The sequence below is a fragment of the Colwellia sp. MB3u-4 genome, from assembly GCF_014077065.1.
In the GTDB taxonomy this organism is placed as follows: domain Bacteria; phylum Pseudomonadota; class Gammaproteobacteria; order Enterobacterales; family Alteromonadaceae; genus Cognaticolwellia.
Genome location: NZ_JACGVE010000079.1, coordinates 362,460 through 380,375 on the forward strand (window position 1 = coordinate 362,460; position 17,916 = coordinate 380,375).

A 17,916-nucleotide genomic window follows, 5' to 3' on the forward strand; every position below is an offset into this window, starting at 1 on the left:
CTCTAGATAAATTGTATTTTTTATGTGAATCACTGACTTTTTTGTAATAATTCGGTATTATTGAAGTAATTGATAATAAAAATATAGGGAGATCCTTTTTATGGCGCTATTTCAACGCCTTAGTTTAGTTTTAATATTTGCAATGTTAGTCGGTTGTGGAGGCAGTGCTGGTGGATTTGACGAAACCCCAGATGGCAGTGATGGTAGTACACCAGACACTATAACTATTACTTTAGCTATTTCGGACAAGAACCTTACTCAAGCGACACCGGCAATTTTAACCGCAACTGTGCAGAAAGGTACAACGGCAGTCTCAGGTAAGCTTGTAACATTTTCAATTGATAATGCAGTTCTGGCAAGTTTTGCTACAGATGTTAGTACCAGTAGCACAAATGCTGAAGGTCAAGCCGTTATAACTTTATTGGCTGGGTCTAACAGTGGTTCTGGCATAATTATAGCCTCTGTGGATGGGATAGACTCCATACCTGTAACATTTGATAGTGCAGGCGATGGTGGCGTTGTTGGTGTTCCAGTTGCTAGTGAAATTAGTTTATTTGCCAGTAGTCAGCAAATAGCATCCAGTGGTAATGACGAAGTTACATTAACCACCATAGCAAAAGATATTAATAATAATCTTGTTGAAGGCGTAACAATTACTTTTAGCGCAACTTCAGGACAAATTGAAATTGTTAATTCTGTTACTGGCACCGATGGTCAAGCCACTGCTATATTGAAAACTAACAATGAACCTACTAACCGAATTATCACTATTACTTCGCAAAGTGGGCAAGTCATGGACACTGTTAATGTTCAAGTCACAGGAACAAGCATTAATTTAACAGGTTCGTCGTCATTAGCGATTAATGACGAAAGTAGTTTTTTTATTCAAGTTTTAAATTCAGAACGTATAGGAATTCCTAATACAACTGTTGCTTTGTCTTTGACACCTCCAGCATCGGGCGAAGTAGCAGCAATTACAATTGTAGACTCTGTTGTTACGAATCTTACTGGCCAAGCAAGTTTTGTTGTAACAGGTATATCTGGTGGTACGAATACGATAGTGGCTAACGCTGTTGGAGTTACTACTAATCATGATGTCACTGTTCAAGCTGATTCATTCTTATTTAGTAGTTTTGACAACGGTCAAGGAGCAGTTGTCCCAGGAACTGATACCTTACCTGATGTTCTACTGTCTAACAGTGCTTCAATAGATCTTACATGGATTCAGTCTAATACACCCATTGCAGACGGTACCCGTGTTAACTTTACTACAACGCGAGGTGCATTAAGTTCAAGATCTGAAACCACCATAAATGGGAAAGTTTCTACAGTTTTAACTTCAACTAGTGCGGGCAAAGCTTTAGTGACAGTAACAGGAACCACTGGCGGTATTACTTTAAGTAATCAATTAGAATTTGAGTTTGTTGCTGAAAGTGTCAATAGTATTTCAGCTCAAGCTTCACCTAGCTCAATTGCACCTAATGGTGATACATCAACTATTTCTGTTATCGCGAAAGATCTTAATGGTAATTTGGTTAAAGGAAAAACAATTGAATTTACTTTAACCGATACTAGTGGCGGTAATATTTTACCGGCAACGGCAGTAACAGATAGCAATGGTAGCGCAAGTACAGTATACACCTCGAATTCAGTTTCTGCTCAAGATGGTGTGTCGATTATTGCGACGGTGCAAGATACTCCATCGCAAACAGATACTGTAAATTTGACAGTTGCAGATCGCGAATTATTTATTGCTTTGGGGACGGGTAATGAATTACAAGAGCCAACAACAACTACTTATAACAAACAATATTCTGTCTTTGTAACCGATGTCGACTCTACACCACAGGAAGGAGTTGTACTAAAAGTTTCAGCAGTTCCAAACAATTACTACAAAGGTGAGTGGGTAAAGGTTACAGATGAAAACGGAGAGTTTTCTTTTTGGGGCGCTAGCTACTCAACAATGCCACCTTGTCCAAATGAAGATCTCAATATCGATGGCATATTAGATGTTGGAGAAGATACTAATGGTAATGGGATGTTAACCCCAGGAAATGTAGTTTCAGCAACGGGTGACGTGATTACCGATGAATTTGGACACGCTATTATTGATATCCGTTATGCGCAGAGTTTTGCAACATGGGTAGATGTAAATCTTATCGTAAGTGCAAAAGTAAGCGGTACAGAAAATTCGGCACAAACACGTTTTTCATTACCTGTATTATCCTCAGATGTATTGAATGAAGATATTACACCTCCCACTTCAGGTATTGGCTTGATATCGCCATTTGGTCTGGTTGGTGACTGCTCTGTAGAGGATTAATCGATTTAGTCTAAGAAATAAAAAAGCCGTTTATTGAACGGCTTTTTTATATTTTTTTTATAAGAAACTAAGTCAACTTACATTTTTAAAGTTAGACAAGACTATTTGTTCATTTCCTCAATCAAGAAAGCTGAAATCTCTGCACCTGCGGCCAAGGTTTTATCACGGCTGACGGCACCTAAACCTGTGCTGTCGGTGAAGGGGGCAATTTCCATCATGTCGGCGCCGGTAATTGGATACTGAGCGGCGATAGCGCGCAATATTTGCATTGACTCGTTGGGTGATAAACCATCTGGCTCTGGTGTACCTGTTGCTGCTGCATAGGTTTCATCGAGTGCGTCAATGTCATAGCTAACATAAATTTCATCGATATTATCCGCTTTTAATTGCTTGATTATTTTTTCAATAATCGCTTCCACGCCTTGCTCTTTAAGTTCATGTGCCCAATGTTGCTTAACGCCAAAAGTGTTTTCCCAATGTGCTTTAGGTTTGCCACTTGAGCGAATACCGATTTGAATTAAATCACGACGTTCAGTTAAGTCGTCTAAAATATGTGTGCACCACGAGCCAAAGCACAAGTCGATACCTAAACGTTCAACCAATAAATCGGTATGGGCGTCAAAGTGAATAATAGCCGCACGCACGCCTTGTTTTTTCTTCGCTTGTAAATAGGCTTTTGCTAATGGGTAACTAACAGAATGATCACCGCCAATACCAAATATGCCTTTGTTAGGAAATTCAGCATAAAAGTCGTGTAATACATCTTCTGTGATTGATAACGGGCTAACAGGAAACTCGCTATTCTGATCTTGATAAAGCGCTTTTCGACAATTGGCAATGGTTGCCTCATTAAGATATTTATCATGTAACAAATGCGGAATAACGCGCACGTCGCCTAAATCAAAGGCATTTAAATCAGGGTATTGTTCTAACAATGTTGAGCGAACAAATAAAGGTCCCCAGTTAGCACCACGCAAAATTCCACCACCACAGTCTGAAGCAATGCCGAGAATAACCGCATTAGTCGACTGTGGCAGTTTTTCAATACTTTGCTGCCATAGTGACTCTATATCGTTTGATTGGCCAAATAAGGCTTTATGCAAACGCTCTTTACGCTCTTTGGCAGTGTTGACGGTAAAAACGCCGTTTCCTGGTGGACATAAGCACTGGTTGATTTTATTTTTAAATGTTGACCATGAAGTTGTCATGTATATTCTCTTCCTATTAAAAGGTATTGAAATTCACTTAAATGAACGCAAACTACCTGGAGTGATTGTAAAAAATTGTTAATACTGGCCATAAAGTGCAGTTATTTCGCTTTCAGCCCTTAAATTTTGCTAAAAAGTCGATTATGATGGCGCCGAAAAGTTCGCGTCATTATAGCTAAAAGTTGTAAAAAGGCATATATATAAAATTTTTTGCTTGTCAGCTCGCTAATTTACAGATATATCTAATAGTAATTTCAGTCTCAAATTTAATTTTACGTCTCAGTTTTATTCACGAAGGCAATTTTTTCTTAATGTTTTGCTCGCGCAATATTAAGTTATTCAATGCAAAAAACTGTGACGCAACTGACATCGTCAGCTTAGTAGGAATATAAAATAATATGGCAAAATCTCTGGTAATTGTGGAATCGCCAGCCAAAGCGAAAACAATTAACAAGTACCTTGGTAAAGATTTTATTGTTAAATCTAGTGTGGGTCACGTTCGTGATCTACCGCATAGTAGCACGGGTAAAAAAGTAGCGGCAAAATCTCCTGCTGAAGTAAGAAAAATGGCGCCTGCGGCGAAAGCTAAATATAAAGCTAAACGCGACAAACTCGCATTAGTTAATCGTATGGGTATTGATCCTGATAACGATTGGGCCGCGAATTATCAAATATTGGAAGGCAAAGAAAAAGTTGTTGCTGAATTAATCAAACTTGCCAGTACCGCAGATACCATCTATCTCGCAACCGATTTGGATAGAGAGGGTGAGGCAATTGCATGGCACTTAAAAGAAATTATTGGTGGCGATGACGCTAAATTTAAGCGCGTAGTTTTCAATGAAATTACTGAAAACGCCATTCAACAAGCGTTTTCTGCACCAGGCGAATTAAGCATGCCTGGGGTTAATGCCCAACAAGCACGACGTTTTCTCGATCGTGTTGTTGGCTTTATGGTCAGCCCATTATTGTGGAAAAAAGTAGCTCGAGGTTTATCAGCTGGTCGTGTGCAATCGGTTGCCGTTAAACTTGTCGTGGAAAAAGAGCGTGAAATTAAAGCTTTTGATCCAAAAGAATATTGGGAAGTTAGTGCTGATACGCAAACCTCTACAGGTAGCGACTTTGCATTAGATGTTACTCATGACCATGGCAAAGCTTTTAAGCCAACTAACGAAGCCGATACTAACAAAGCGTTAGCCGTTTTAACCTCATCACCTTACACGGTAAGTAAACGTGAAGACAAACCGTCAAAAAGTACGCCGTCAGCACCATTTATTACCTCGACGTTGCAACAGGCGGCTAGTACTAAATTAGGCTTTGGTGTTAAACGTACTATGGGGCTTGCGCAACGTTTATACGAAGCGGGTCATATTACTTATATGCGTACCGACTCGACCAACTTAAGTAAAGATGCGGTTGAAACCTGTCGAGGTTATATTACTGATAATTTTGGTGAAAATTATTTACCAGAAAATGCGAAAGTTTATACCAGTAAAGGTAATGCTCAAGAAGCGCATGAGGCTATTCGTCCATCAAACGTTAAGCTTGAAGCGGCCTTTATTACTGATGTTGATGCGGACGCGAAAAAGTTATACGAACTAATATGGCGCCAATTTGTGGCTTGTCAAATGACGGCAGCACGTTACACGGTAAGTACCATTACCGTTGATGCTTCTGGCTTTGATTTAAAAGCGAAAGGGCGTGTAATGCAATTTGACGGTTGGACACGTGTTCACCCGCAACTATCAAAAGGTGATGACACCCATCTACCTGATTTAGCCGTAGGTGAAGTGTTAACACTTCAACAGTTAAATCCATCGCAAAACTTTACTAAGCCACCAGCGCGTTTTGGTGAAGCATCGTTAGTCAAAGAGTTAGAAAAACGTTCAATTGGTCGTCCTTCGACTTATGCGTCAATTATTTCTACCATTCAAGATCGTGGTTATGTGCGCTTAGATAAAAAACGCTTTTATGCCGAAAAAATGGGTGAAATTGTTACCGATAGCTTATCGGGTAGCTTTAAAAAATTAATGAATTATGACTTCACTGCCAATATGGAGCAGGAGTTAGATGAAGTTGCTGAAGGTAAAAGTAACTGGAAAGATGTATTAAACGGCTTCTATAAAAGCTTTACCGAACAGCTAGAACTTGCCGACACGCCTTCTGAGGAAGGTGGTATGCGTAATAACGAACCAATTGTAACCGATATTGATTGCCCAACCTGTGGTCGTAAAATGGGTATTAGAACTGGCTCAACGGGTGTGTTTTTAGGCTGTTCTGGCTATGCATTACCACCGAAAGAGCGTTGTACTACTACCATGAACTTAACGCCTGGTGAAGAAGCGGTTAGTGTCTTAGCTGAAGATCAAGAAACTGAAGCGTTACGTGCTATGCACCGTTGTGAGAAATGTGGCACGGCGATGGACAGTTACCTGATTGACGAAACACGCAAATTGCATGTTTGTGGTAATAATCCAGTATGTGACGGCCTAGAATTAGAAACCGGTGAGTTTAAACTTAAAGGTTACGACGGACCTATTTTAGCATGTGACCGTTGTGATGCTGAAATGGAGTTAAAATCAGGCCGTTTTGGTAAGTATTTTGATTGTACTAACAGCGAGTGTAAAAACACCCGTAAGTTATTAGCCAGTGGCGAAGCTGCGCCACCCAAAGAAGACCCAGTACAATTACCTGAATTAGCATGTGAAAAGTCTGAAGCACACTTTGTGTTACGTGATGGCGCAGCCGGTATCTTTTTAGCGGCTAATACCTTCCCTAAATCACGGGAAACACGAGCACCTAAAGTGGCTGAGCTAGCGCGTTTTCGCGATAGAATTTCAGAAAAATTCTATTACCTAGCCGATGCACCAGCGCAAGATCCAGAAGGCAACTTAGCGGTTGTTCGTTATAGTCGAAAAACTAAGTCACAATATGTTATGACTGAAGTTGAAGGCAAAGCAACGGGTTGGAATGCTAAGTATGTTGATGATAAGTGGGTTGAAGAACTCGCTAAGAAAAAAGTAGTAAAAGCCAAAGCAAAACCTAAAGCTAAAGCTAAAGCTAAAGCTAAGCCTAAGCCTAAGGCGAAAAAAACAGCCTAAATAGATAACTGCTCTACTTCAAAATGCTGAAACGGTATTTTGAAGTAGAATAGGGCAGTAATGTTACAAAAAAAAGCGCTCTTAGAGCGCTTTTTTTATGTTCACGATAAACACTCAGTTTGAGCTTATAAGCGTTTTTTTGTGCTAGAAAAAACTAAGTTCCAAAATCCTTGCCGGCAATGCCGTGTTCATATGGCGGTTCATCGCCATCTCAGTAATTGCTCCTGCATTACTTTGATAACTTTTATCCCTATAAAAAAATAGCTTCACGACATTCGTACATTCATGTGCGTTGATGTCAAAAAATGGCGATGTCAAAAACAATGTCGAGTTTCAACAGCTTTTCATTATTATCAGTGATAAAATCTGTTTTATTTTATCAAAGATTTATTATGGCGATTAATTGGTTCCCGGGGCATATGCATAAAGCCCAAAGAGAAATTAAAGAAATTTTACCACAAATTGATGTGGTGATTGAAGTTTGTGATGCGCGTTTACCTTTTAGTAGCGAAAACCCCATGATCACTGAAATTCGTGGTGATAAACCATTAATTAAAATTTTAAATAAATCAGACTTAGCTGATCCTAAAGTCACCGAGTTATGGCTGAACTATTTAGAGTCTCAGCATAACGTAAAAGCGATTGCATTAACCACAGAGTCGCCATCAGTTGCCAAGACGCTTCCCAACTTAATTCGAAAATTAGCCGCTAATAAAGATGAAGCCGGTAAGCAAATTAATGCCGTTATCATGGGGATCCCTAATGTGGGAAAATCTACCTTGATTAACACCCTAGTCGGTAAAGCTAAGGCTAAAGTCGGTAATGAACCTGCGGTAACCAAAGGCCAGCAAAGAATACGTTTAGATGAGGGGTTATATTTATATGACACCCCAGGTATGCTTTGGCCGAAAATAGTCAATGAAAATAGTGGTTATCGTTTAGCGATCACCAGCGCAGTGAAAGACACCGCATTTGATCATGAAGAAATTGCTTGTTTTGCTGCTGAATATTTATTGGCTGCTTACCCTGAACGTTTAAAAGAGCGTTACGCCATTGAGGAGCTGCCAGCACAAGAAGTTGAGTTAATTGAAGCGATAGGTAAACGTCGTGGTTGTGTTAAAAGCGGCGGACACATTGACTTTCACAAAGCGTCTGAAATATTAATTAATGAAATTCGCGATAAAACCTTAGGCGGCATATCCTTTGAAACGCCAGAAATGGTGATAGCAGAGGTGGTGCATTTTGATAAGGTTGAAGCAGACAAAGTTGCTGCCAGAGAAGCCAAAAAACTCGCCAGAGGCCGAGGTCGCCGCAATAAACGTTAGTATTAACTAAGCTCATTACTAAACTTAGCATTAAAAATTTAGTGATAAGTTTAATCAGTAAGTTTAATCAGTAAGTTTAGTTATAAGATTAAGATAAGGTAGCAATATGAGTGAGCAATTTAAATTACATCCACAATTAGCCAATGACTGCTTTGTTATGGCTGATTTTCCACTTTCTCGTTTATTACTGTGTAATGACAGTGCTTACCCTTGGTTCATTTTAGTGCCAAAAGTCGATGGTATTCAGGATATATATCAACTTGATTGGCAACAACAGCAACAGCTATTAAATGAATCAAGCATGCTAAGTGAAGTGCTTATGCAGGAATTTAAAGGTGACAAAATGAATGTGGCAGCCTTAGGCAATGTAGTATCACAATTGCATTTACACCACATAGTGCGTTATGAAAAAGATGCCTGTTGGCCAAAGCCTATTTGGGGGCAGCAAGCGCTAACACCTTATACAGATAGCGAACTAGACGTTATCAAAAGTCGCATAATACCTAAGCTATCAGCCATATTGTTATCTGATAACTAAGTTTCAATATAGCTTAGCTTTAATATAACTAAGTTTTAAAATAACTAAGTTTTAAAATAACTAAGCCTTAATACTCAGTGTATTAAGGCTTCTTGTATTTATCCGCTATATTTCAAGAGACAAACCAGTATTTGAAGTGCAGCGGGTATAATCGTGCAAGCCTAAATCAGCTTAACTAAGCTATACAGGTTTTTTTTGCAACAGACGATTGCTTCATCATGGCAAGAGACTGGCTCAAATCTGCAATTAAATCATCAACATTTTCAAGACCAACCGATATTCTAATTAAACTATCGCTGATGCCGGCGGCTAAACGCTCCTCTTGCGTATAAGGTGAATGTGTCATTGACGCAGGATGTTGAATAAGAGACTCTGCATCGCCTAAACTGACGGCAATTGAAAATAACTGCATACGGTTAATAAAATCACTACCACCGGCTAAATCACTATCAATTTCAAAAGCAATAACACCGCCAGCTGCTTTCATTTGCGAGCCGATAAATTTATGTCCCGGGTGGCTTTTTAGGCCTGGATAATAAACGTGCGTGACTTGCTGATTACTTTCTAGAAATTTCGCTATTTTTTCAGCGTTACTGCAATGGCGTTCCATACGAATAGGTAAGGTTTTAAGGCCTCGCATGATCAACCATGCATCATGTGGACTCATGGTTGCGCCAATATCTTTGAGTACCGTCATTTTTATCATCATGATCATTTCACTAGTACCACAAATAATACCAGCAACCACATCACCATGACCGTTTAAATATTTTGTTGCGCTATGCACTACTATATCTATGCCATACTTTCCCGGTTGCTGTAATACTGGCGTTAAAAAGGTGTTATCGACGATAGAAATAATATTGTGTTTTTGCGCTATTTCACCAATCATGGCTAAGTCGTATACCGCTAAGTTTGGATTTACCGGTGTTTCTAAAAAGATGACTTTTGTATTGGATTTTATAGCTGCTTCAATCTCTGCAGGGTTTGCCATATCAACAAAGCTAACTTCAATACCCCATCGGGTAAGTTGATGATTCATTAAAGCAAATGAACAACCATAAACCGCTTTTGATGAAATTAAATGATCGCCACAAGATAAATTACTCAGTAAAGCGCCAGAGACAGCGCCCATACCAGTAGCCGTGGCCGCGGCGTCTTCCATGCCTTCCATTGCGGCTACTCGCATTTCTAATTGTCGAGTTGTTGGATTACCTAAACGGCTATATATATAGCCTTCAGCTTTACCTGCAAACCTATCAGCACCTTGTTGTGCGTTGTCGAAGATAAAAGTAGAGGTTTGATAAAGTGGCGTAGCTAATGAACCAAATTGTTCGTCATTAATACGGCCTGAATGAATCGCTTGAGTTTCAATATGTTTACTTTCTGACATGGGATACCTTTATCTTTGGGAGAATTATTATTGTTGTTAGCTGTAAGTCAGTCACTTATTAATAGTTATGTAGCAATTATATTGCCATCTTTTTATTTTCTTATTTATCAGTGACTTATGTTTTTTTAATTATGTTTAACAAAAAGTTTGTAATATATTTATTACAAACTCCTTGTAGCTAATAAAGATAATAAGTTAAAATATACAAGAAAGCCTTGTTGGCTATAGCTTTGCTTGAGGTTTGTTTGTTGTAATAATTATATTACGATGTAATATAATTATTACAAAACTAGATGTGTATGGTATTGATGAGGAGTTTAGGTGCGAATAGAAATAAAATCTGAAGACCGAATGGGTATTAGCCAAGAAATATTGGCAACTTTTACTGGTTTGGCGCTAGACATTCAAGCAATGGAAGTAAGCTCACAATTTATATTTGTGCATTTGGCCAAAAGTGCCATTAGTTTTAATAAAGTAAAAAAAGCATTAATGAGCGTTGCCGGAGTTGATCACTGTCGGGCAGTCGACTTATTACCCTCAGAAAGTCGAGAACGGCATTTAAGGGCATTAGTGAATCGTCTTCCTGATGCTATTATTGATATTGATGAAAACGCTTGTGTGATGGCATTAAATCAAGCCAGTGAAAAGCTATTGGTGAATCATCAACGCCACAAAGGGGTGTCGCCATTACTCGGTGAGCAACTCAAAGGAGCTAAAGTTAATCGCTTACTTGATATAGAAATCACTTTGCCTTTATTGGATAAAATTAGCTCGCAAAATGTTGATATTGCGGGGCAAAGTTACTTAGCAGAAATTAGTCCGATCAGTGAACAAGAAAACAGCTCTGGTGCCGTTATATCCTTAAAATCAATCACCAGTTTAGGTCGACAAATTTCGATACTGCAAACTAGAGATGCTCAGGGACTTGATAATATTATTGGTCAATCTGCTAGCATCCAATTACTTAAAGAACAAACAGCTCGCTTTGCTGAATTGGAATTGCCGGTATTAATTAATGGTGAAACAGGCACGGGTAAAGAGCTTGTTGCCAGAGCTTTACATAATGCGAGCAAACGTCAACAAGCGCCATTTTTAGCGGTAAATTGTGCAACGTTACCTGAACATTTACTTGAAAGTGAGCTGTTTGGCTACGCAAATGGTGCTTTTACGGGCGCGCAAAAGGGTGGTAAACCGGGTTTACTTGAGTTGGCGGAAGGCGGCACTTTATTCTTAGATGAAATTGCTGAAATGTCACCTTATTTACAAGCTAAACTATTAAGGTTTTTACAAGACTTTAAATTTCGTCGCCTCGGTGGCACCAAAGAATTACAGGCCAACGTTAGAGTACTGAGCGCGACTCATCAAGATTTATTAGCCATGATAAGTCAGCACAAATTTAGGGAGGATTTGTTTTATCGCTTAAATGTGCTGAATTTAAATTCGCCGCCATTACGTGAACGTGCCGAAGATATTGCCTTAATAGCGCGCCATTTTGTGGTGCTTGCGGCAACACAAATGAACTTGCAGCAACCGAAAATTGATGAAAGTGCTATACAATTACTCTCATCGTATCCTTGGCCCGGCAATATTCGAGAATTACAAAATGTGCTGTTTAGGGCGGTAGCACTGAATGAATATGGTGATATCTCTGCACAAAATATCAGCGTCGCGTTAGCGCAATTTAAACAAACCGAAGTCACTGGTGTGGTTGAATTTAAAGTAGAAAACGAGCTGGAGGATTGGGCAAGTGCGCAAGCAAAATTTGAACAGCAGCTTATTAGCGCTTTATATCCTTATTATCCGACAACGCGCAAATTGGCAGAGCGATTAAAGGTATCACATAACAAAATTGCCATGAAATTAAGGCAGTTTGGCATTAATAACTAAATAACTAAATAACTAATAAATAATGCCAAATACCGAATCACTAATATCTATGGGTAACCGTTGTGAAGATGATTTAATCTTCTAGTATTTTGTAGAGAATTTGTTTAACGTTTTTAGGCTCAAATGGTTTATCGCACATAGCTGTAACGCCCTCAGTAAGTATATTCGCTAAGTGGGTTTGACTACTTTCACTCGTTACCATAAGTATGGGAATATGTGATTGTTGGCTCTCACTGCGAATATATCGGGTTAGCTCTTGTCCATTGACTTCTGGCATATTGTAGTCAGTAACGACGAGGTCATACATATTTTCTTTTAATAAGGCAATGGCTTCATTACCATCAACGGCTTCGGTTATTTTCAGTAAACCCAAGTTGTTCAATACGCGTTTAATATGATTTCTGGCTAGGCGACTATCATCAACGAGCAAAACGCGCACTTGATGAACATCAAAGTAGTCAAGTTCTAGCTCATCGGTTGATAATAAATCAATGGTCGTGTTTATTGCTGTTGCTAAGTGATCAGAAGTAAAAGGTTTTGGTAATAAAGCAATAACACCAGATTGCTTAAACTCTTCTAATTTTTTCAGGCGACTCTCACTGGTAACTAGCATAAAAGGTGTGTCAGCAATAGCAGGGTTATTTCTTATTTTATGCAGCAATTCTATCGCACTACCGTCATCAAAATACATCGCGCTGGTAATTAAATCACGTGGATATTTTTCGGCACTGTCATAAGCTTCAGCAATGTTTTTAGCTTCTGATACTTGGGTGATACCCAGCTGTTTTAACTCTTTAATTATAATTTTTCTTTGTAAGTCAGAAGGCTCAACAACCAGTAAAGATAATTCATTTGGATTCATAATATTACTCTATAGTTTTTAATTGATTACTTAGCCACCAATAAATTTGACCTTAAAGCCACTTTTTTCGAGCACTAATTTTATTTCTTCGCGCTTATCACCTTGAACTTCTATTACGTCACCCACTACGCTGCCGCCAGTGCCACAGGTTTTTTTAAGTTTTTTGGCAAGTTCTTTTAAGGCTTTATTATCTAAACCTAAACCGGTAATGGTGATAACACCTTTCCCCTTTCTGCCTTTAGTTTCTCGACGTACTTTTGCAAAACCGTCTGACGGCGTAACTGTCGTACTTTTAGCTGGTGATATTCTTCCGTCAGCCGTTGAATAGACCAAAGCTTGATGGTGACTATTTTGCTTAGGGGCTGTATCGTCGATACTTTTACCAAAGGCACTAGCTAAGTCACTTAGGCTAGAAAATTTTTTTGTCATAGTTGTACCAATCTCACTAATTTCTGATCATTTCTATTGGTTAAAACAAGCCACTACTAGCTTGTTTATTTAATCATTATCGCTATACCAATGTCGCTTATTAAGCAATGCAGTAGCCTATTACCCTAAACAAGTCGTTATTAAATAAATTCTTTGTATTTGGTGATGTTACCTGCATATAAAGTAGAGCAGACAATTAATGGAACTGGCCCTACGGCTAAAATTTGGATAAAATAAAACCACTGCTCGAGTGGTTTTATTATACAGAGAATAAAGTGAGCTTAAAGCTTACTTTCTAATTCAGGTAAAGCGTCAAATAAATCAGCCACTAAACCGTAATCAGCTACTTGGAATATTGGTGCTTCAGCATCTTTGTTAATCGCAACAATGACTTTAGAGTCTTTCATACCGGCTAAATGTTGAATAGCACCTGAAATACCTACGGCGATATATAAGTCAGGAGCAACAATTTTACCTGTTTGACCCACTTGCATATCGTTTGGTACAAAGCCAGCATCAACCGCGGCACGAGAAGCGCCAATGGCTGCGCCTAACTTATCAGCTATACCATCAAGTAACTTGAAGTTTTCGCCGTTTTGCATACCACGACCACCAGAGATGATCACACTTGCCGCACCGAGTTCAGGTCTTTCTGAAACTGAAAGTTGTTCACTTACGTAGCTAGAAATGCCGGCATCAGTGACCTTGTCTAGAGCAATAATTTCAGCATTACCATCGGTTGCAACGGCGTCAAAACCGGTAGAGCGAACAGTAATTACTTTTTTGCTGTCTAAACTTTGCACTGTGGCAATGGCATTACCAGCGTATATAGGACGGACAAAGGTGTCACTACTTTCTACGGCAATAATATCTGAAATTTGCGTAACATCTAATAAGGCAGCAACACGTGGCATAAAGTTTTTGCCCGTTGTCAGTGCTGTCGCCATGATGTGGCTATAATCTGCGGCAAGTTCAGTCACTAATAATGAAACATTCTCAGCCAGTTGGTGTTCATAAGCGGCGTTATCAGCGACCAACACTTTTGAAACACCATTAACCTTGCTTGCTGCTTCAGCAATGGCTTGACAGTTGTGACCAGCCACTAAAAGATGAATATCTCCACCAATAGCTTGCGCTGCTGCAACAGTTTTTAGTGTATCGGCTTTTAATTCGCTATTATCGTGTTCGGCAAATACTAAAATGCTCATGAGATCACCTTCGCTTCATTTTTTAATTTTTCTACTAATTCATCAATGCTTTCAACAATAATACCGGCTTTGCGTTCAGCAGGTGGTGTAACTTTAATTAAATTAGTACGTGCGGTTAAATCAATACCAAAATCAGCGGCCGCTTTTACCACTAGTGGCTTGCGTTTGGCCTTCATTATATTCGGTAATGAGGCATAACGAGGTTCATTTAAGCGTAAGTCAGTGGTGACAATAGCTGGTAGAGTTAAGGCTAGAGTTTGCAAACCGCTATCAACTTCACGAGTGACATTAACTTTATCGCCATCAATGCTTACAGCCGAGGCGAATGTACCTTGTGACATGCCGGTAAGTGCCGCTAACATTTGGCCTGTTTGGTTGTTGTCGCTGTCAATTGACTGCTTACCTAGAATAACCAGTTGTGGCTGCTCTTCTTCCACTATTTTTTGTAATAGTTTAGCAACGTTAATTGAATCTAAGCTTTCATCTGTCTCAATTTGAATAGCACGGTCAGCACCTAAGGCTAGGGCTGTACGCAACTGTTCTTGGCAAGATTTATTACCAATAGATACGGCGATAACTTCAGTGGCTATGCCCGCTTCTTTTAAACGAACGGCTTCTTCAACAGCAATTTCACAAAAAGGGTTAATTGCCATTTTTACATTAGCAAGATCGACATTTGAATTGTCTGCTTTAACACGTACTTTTACGTTATAGTCAATAACGCGTTTGATGGGTACTAATACTTTCATCGTTGCCTCTGATTATGTTGGTTGTAGGTAATCTTGGTTAAACTAAAGTTAATTCAACTTAACGCTATAATTATGGCTTGAAAGACTACTTGCAGATGACGTTTACGTCAACGTCTTCTGTCGATATGGTCAGTCAAATCGTGTTTAAATAAATATTATCGTTAATTAATGCAATACAAGATAGTATTTAACACGAATATATCTATAATGTTTGATATTATCAAACAGGTGTTTGAAAATCAAACGTGTGTTTGAATATTTCATATAATAATTAAATGATGGGAGATGTTATGGAACGCGAATCAATGGAGTTTGATGTTGTAATTGTTGGAGCGGGTCCTGCAGGCCTGTCGACTGCTTGTCAACTAATGAAACTTGCACAAGAAAAAGAACAAGAACTTATGGTCTGCGTAGTTGAGAAGGGCTCTGAAGTTGGCGCTCATATTCTTTCTGGTGCAGTTTTTGAACCACGAGCATTAAATGAATTATTTCCTGATTGGAAAGAAAAGGGTGCGCCTTTAAATACCGCTGTTACCGGCGATGATATTTATTTATTTAATGGCGAAAAGAGTGCGATAAAATTACCTAGCTTTAGTGTCCCTAAAACTATGCACAATGACGGTAACTACATTGTTAGTATGGGCAATGTTTGTCGTTGGTTAGCCGAACAGGCTGAAGAGTTGGGCGTGGAGATTTTCCCAGGCTTCCCTGCACATAGCATTATTTATAATGACGATGGCAGTGTTGGTGGTGTTACTACCGGTGATATGGGATTGGATGCAGAAGGTAAGCCTAAAGATTCGTTTATGCCGGGTATGGAGCTAAAAGCAAAATACACGGTTTTTGCTGAAGGCTGTCGTGGCCATTTAGGCAAAGAACTTATCGCTAAATTTGGCCTAGATGCTGATAAATCACCACAACATTACGGTTTAGGTTTTAAAGAAATTTGGGATATTGCCCCTGAAAAGCACCAAGAAGGTTTAGTGGTGCATTCTGCTGGTTGGCCGCTTGAGAAAGACACTAACGGTGGCGGTTATTTATATCATGCGGAAAACAACCAAGTTTTTGTTGGCTTAATTGTTGATTTAAGTTATAGCAATCCGCATTTAAGTCCGTTTGATGAGTTTCAACGTTACAAGCATCATCCTAAAATTGCCCAATATCTTGAAGGTGGCAAGCGTGTATCATATGGCGCAAGAGCAATGGCTAAAGGTGGCTTTAATTCACTACCTAAAATGACCATGCCAGGTGCGGTATTAGTAGGTTGTGACGCGGGTACCATTAACTTTGCTAAAATCAAAGGTAACCATACTGCGATGAAGTCTGGCATGTTGGCGGCTGAGTCTATTTTTGATGCCTTACTAACAGGTGATGAAGGTGGCAAAGATTTAACCAGTTTTTCAGAGAAGTATCAAAATTCTTGGTTATATGACGAATTATATAAGACACGTAACTTTGGCCCAGCTATGCACAAGTTTGGCACCTTTTTAGGTGGCGCTTATAACACAGTCGACCAAAACTTCTTTGGTGGTAAGTTACCGTTCAACTTTAAAGATGACAGCTTAGATCATGAGCAACTAAAACTAGCCGCAGATGTGCCGGTGATTAATTATCCCAAACCTGATAATAAATTGAGTTTTGATAAACTGTCATCAGTATTCTTATCAAATACTAATCATGCAGAAGAGCAGCCATGCCACTTGAAGTTAGCAGATAGCAGTATTCCTATTGGTGTTAACTTAGTCAAATATGGTGAGCCAGCGCGACTTTATTGTCCTGCAGGGGTATATGAAGTTGAAAGTACAACAGACGGCGATAAATTTGTTATTAACTCGCAAAACTGTGTGCACTGTAAAACTTGTGATATAAAAGATCCGAGCCAAAATATTACTTGGGTAACACCCGAAGGCACCGGTGGCCCTAATTATCCTAATATGTAGTAATACAAAACGGATGATTAGCCACTCGTTCAGATTGATGTGATTGTGTATATCGCTATTTTTGAACAAAAAAAACCTGCAATTGCAGGTTTTTTATGTTTATAAAATGGGGTTTTACAATTATAAAGTTTACTTTAGTGCTTTTTCAATGCCGTAGCGAGGAGCGCTGTCAATGCAGTTGCTTAATGAGTTATTATCAAATTGAATTCTGCTAAGGCTGGTATTTCTAATTGCAGCTTGTTTTCTATCTGATCAAGTTTTAGTAAGCTTGCACAAATTATTGCCGCTTTATTTTCTAACGTATTAGCTTGGTTACTTATATCGATTTTTATATCATTACCCATTGATTCAATGCGTTGGTCAAAAGTTTCAACACGTTGTTCGGTACTTTGTTTTTCTTTATGGGTTATGGCTTCACCCACAGCGACTAAAATGTTACCGACAGAGTTAGTCACAATAGTTTCGATTTCTTTTTTAAATTCACCAGCAAAAATCTCATCAAAATCATCAAAATCTTGTGGCGCAATATAGTAGCTTTCATCGCTATGGTTAAAGCGAGTGCGTAGTCGCGATTTCATCTCATCAAACTTTTCTTGAAACTGTTGATGTGTAGCACTGTTTTCGCCAGTTAAGCTGCTGATCACTTTATTGACCGCTTTTAACCCGAGCTCAACACCTTCTATAGCGATTGAAACTATCGCAGGCACTTGTGATCTAATACCGCGGGTATACTCGCTCAATTGACTTTTTTGTGCCTGGTTAAGCGCAACTTCACGGCCATAAACAAAAAGCTGATGTTGGCCATTTATTTGTACATAAGTTTGCCCCTGATTGACAATACGCAGGTGAGCCGGATCGATAATAACACCATAATTAAAATTAATATCGCATTGTTGGGCGTTTGCTGCGCTCATAAACAAACAGGTAACTAGTAAGCTGCGGGCGATAAATGCCAT

13 protein-coding genes are annotated in these 17,916 nt (G+C 39.1%); 6 read left to right on the forward strand and 7 right to left on the reverse strand.

Features of this window, described 5'->3' with window-relative positions; genetic code table 11:
* Nucleotides 1-100: 100 nt before the first annotated feature.
* On the forward strand, nucleotides 101-2,323 hold the full coding sequence (locus H4J61_RS11085) for an Ig-like domain-containing protein (protein WP_182185072.1): 2,223 nt from the start codon (nucleotides 101-103) through the stop codon (nucleotides 2,321-2,323).
* 101 nt (nucleotides 2,324-2,424) lie between these two features.
* Here H4J61_RS11085 and H4J61_RS11090 read toward each other — a convergent pair whose 3' ends face one another.
* Nucleotides 2,425-3,531 (reverse strand): arginase family protein, encoded by a 1,107-nt coding sequence (locus tag H4J61_RS11090; protein WP_182185073.1) that lies wholly within the window; start codon nucleotides 3,529-3,531, stop codon nucleotides 2,425-2,427.
* A 398-nt stretch (nucleotides 3,532-3,929) separates the two neighbouring features.
* Here H4J61_RS11090 and topA point away from each other — a divergent pair, with 398 nt between their 5' ends.
* The 3 genes from topA to H4J61_RS11105 all read left to right on the forward strand — a co-directional run bounded on the left by topA (nucleotide 3,930) and on the right by H4J61_RS11105 (nucleotide 8,492).
* A complete protein-coding gene (gene topA / locus H4J61_RS11095) occupies nucleotides 3,930-6,629 on the forward strand; it encodes a type I DNA topoisomerase (RefSeq protein ID WP_182185074.1) in 2,700 nt (899 codons plus the stop codon).
* Nucleotides 6,630-7,021: 392 nt separating this feature from the next.
* Nucleotides 7,022-7,954, forward strand: a complete 933-nt coding sequence (gene ylqF / locus H4J61_RS11100) for a ribosome biogenesis GTPase YlqF (RefSeq protein WP_182138037.1) — start codon at nucleotides 7,022-7,024, stop codon at nucleotides 7,952-7,954.
* A 106-nt stretch (nucleotides 7,955-8,060) separates the two neighbouring features.
* Nucleotides 8,061-8,492 carry an HIT domain-containing protein gene (locus H4J61_RS11105; RefSeq protein WP_182138038.1) on the forward strand — a complete coding sequence of 144 codons (432 nt, stop codon included), beginning with the start codon at nucleotides 8,061-8,063 and terminating at the stop codon, nucleotides 8,490-8,492.
* A 175-nt stretch (nucleotides 8,493-8,667) separates the two neighbouring features.
* On the opposite strand, the gene megL is transcribed toward H4J61_RS11105, so the two are convergent.
* A complete protein-coding gene (gene megL, locus H4J61_RS11110; RefSeq protein WP_182185075.1) occupies nucleotides 8,668-9,885 on the reverse strand; it encodes a methionine gamma-lyase in 1,218 nt (405 codons plus the stop codon).
* Between the two features lie 321 nt (nucleotides 9,886-10,206).
* Here megL and H4J61_RS11115 point away from each other — a divergent pair, with 321 nt between their 5' ends.
* Complete coding sequence (locus H4J61_RS11115) at nucleotides 10,207-11,772, forward strand: sigma 54-interacting transcriptional regulator (protein ID WP_182185076.1); 1,566 nt, start codon at nucleotides 10,207-10,209, stop codon at nucleotides 11,770-11,772.
* A gap of 73 nt (nucleotides 11,773-11,845) precedes the next feature.
* Here H4J61_RS11115 and H4J61_RS11120 read toward each other — a convergent pair whose 3' ends face one another.
* The 4 genes from H4J61_RS11120 to H4J61_RS11135 all read right to left on the reverse strand — a co-directional run bounded on the left by H4J61_RS11120 (nucleotide 11,846) and on the right by H4J61_RS11135 (nucleotide 15,020).
* A complete protein-coding gene (locus H4J61_RS11120) occupies nucleotides 11,846-12,634 on the reverse strand; it encodes a response regulator (protein WP_182138041.1) in 789 nt (262 codons plus the stop codon).
* A gap of 30 nt (nucleotides 12,635-12,664) precedes the next feature.
* Entirely contained in the window at nucleotides 12,665-13,063 is a 399-nt protein-coding gene (locus H4J61_RS11125) for a stress response translation initiation inhibitor YciH (protein WP_182185077.1), read from the reverse strand.
* Between the two features lie 281 nt (nucleotides 13,064-13,344).
* Nucleotides 13,345-14,271: an electron transfer flavoprotein subunit alpha/FixB family protein gene (locus tag H4J61_RS11130; protein WP_182138043.1), complete on the reverse strand. Its 927-nt coding sequence runs from the start codon at nucleotides 14,269-14,271 to the stop codon at nucleotides 13,345-13,347.
* Nucleotides 14,268-15,020: an electron transfer flavoprotein subunit beta/FixA family protein gene (locus H4J61_RS11135; RefSeq protein ID WP_182138044.1), complete on the reverse strand. Its 753-nt coding sequence runs from the start codon at nucleotides 15,018-15,020 to the stop codon at nucleotides 14,268-14,270. Before H4J61_RS11135 ends, H4J61_RS11130 begins: the two co-directional genes overlap by 4 nt.
* Before the next feature lie 290 nt (nucleotides 15,021-15,310).
* Between H4J61_RS11135 and H4J61_RS11140 the strand changes: the two genes are divergently transcribed.
* Nucleotides 15,311-16,960: an electron transfer flavoprotein-ubiquinone oxidoreductase gene (locus H4J61_RS11140; RefSeq protein WP_182138045.1), complete on the forward strand. Its 1,650-nt coding sequence runs from the start codon at nucleotides 15,311-15,313 to the stop codon at nucleotides 16,958-16,960.
* A gap of 182 nt (nucleotides 16,961-17,142) precedes the next feature.
* Here the strand turns inward: H4J61_RS11140 and H4J61_RS11145 are convergent, their stop codons facing one another.
* The gene (locus H4J61_RS11145; RefSeq protein WP_182138046.1) at nucleotides 17,143-17,916 is read right to left on the reverse strand and encodes a DUF2884 family protein; all 774 of its coding nucleotides are present in this window, start codon (nucleotides 17,914-17,916) and stop codon (nucleotides 17,143-17,145) included.